The 917-nt window shown below is 56.3% G+C and carries 1 protein-coding gene and 1 pseudogene; one reads left to right on the top strand and one right to left on the bottom strand.

Going from position 1 to position 917, the window contains the following annotated elements; genetic code table 11:
• Positions 1 to 260: pseudogene (gene fklB, locus J5224_RS30690) on the top strand (FKBP-type peptidyl-prolyl cis-trans isomerase); the annotation flags it as partial.
• A 216-nt stretch (positions 261 to 476) separates the two neighbouring features.
• Here the strand turns inward: fklB and ytfE are convergent.
• The coding region (gene ytfE, locus J5224_RS30685; RefSeq protein WP_264628807.1) for an iron-sulfur cluster repair protein YtfE at positions 477 to 917 on the bottom strand (441 nt) is incomplete at its 5' end.

Below are 917 nucleotides of genomic sequence, written 5' to 3'. Positions count from 1 at the left end.
ATCGGGTGCGTGTGCACTACACCGGCCGCCTGATCGATGGCAGCGTGTTCGACAGCTCCGTGCAGCGCGGGCAGCCGGCAGAGTTTCCAGTAAGCGGTGTTATTCCTGGCTGGATTGAAGCGCTGACGCTGATGCCGGTCGGTTCCAAATGGGAACTCTATATTCCGCACGATCTGGCCTATGGCGAACGTGGTGCTGGTGCATCCATTCCGCCGTTCAGCGCGCTGATTTTCGAAGTCGAGCTGCTGGAAATCCTCTAATGCAGGCGCAGGGGGCATTGAATGATGCTCCCTGCAAATGCTGATCAAGACAGTTCAAACGGGCGGATTCACTGCCAGGTGCGACATGATATCGCCGACGGCTTCACCCGGCGTTGATCAACGCCGGAGAGTGTAACGCTGGCAACAAAGACAATGACGCAGGGAACGCTGTGCAGCCTATTACCCGACCGCACAGTGTAATACCGCGATTCTGCGTTATTCGCCGCGCAGCGCCCGGGGGAACAGGATGTTGTTCTCCAGATGGATATGTTCCATCAGGTCGCTGATAAACACGTTGATACCGGCGTACAGCGCGCGCCAGGTGTTGCAGGCGTTTTCCGGCGGAGTCACGTTGTTGGTCAGGTTTTTCACCACTTCCAACTGTTGTCCCGCGTCATCATGCTCATGTTCCATCACCGAGATTGGGCCAGAGGCTTGTGCGCCCATACCCGCCTGAATCATCGGGAACAGAATGCGCTCTTCTTTCATCATGTGCTGCGACAGATCGTCAAGGATCAAGGTTAACTGCGCGGACAGTCCGCGCGGGCACGCCGATTTTTCATGGTGAACGCGCTCCACTTTTTCAGCCATCAGGATCAATTCCGGTAACTGCTCGCGGTGACGATCGTGATAACGCTGGATGATGTGGGGAATGAT

The sequence above is a fragment of the Candidatus Symbiopectobacterium sp. NZEC135 genome (genome assembly GCF_025962695.1).
This window is presented reverse-complemented; position numbering and strand designations above follow the sequence as displayed.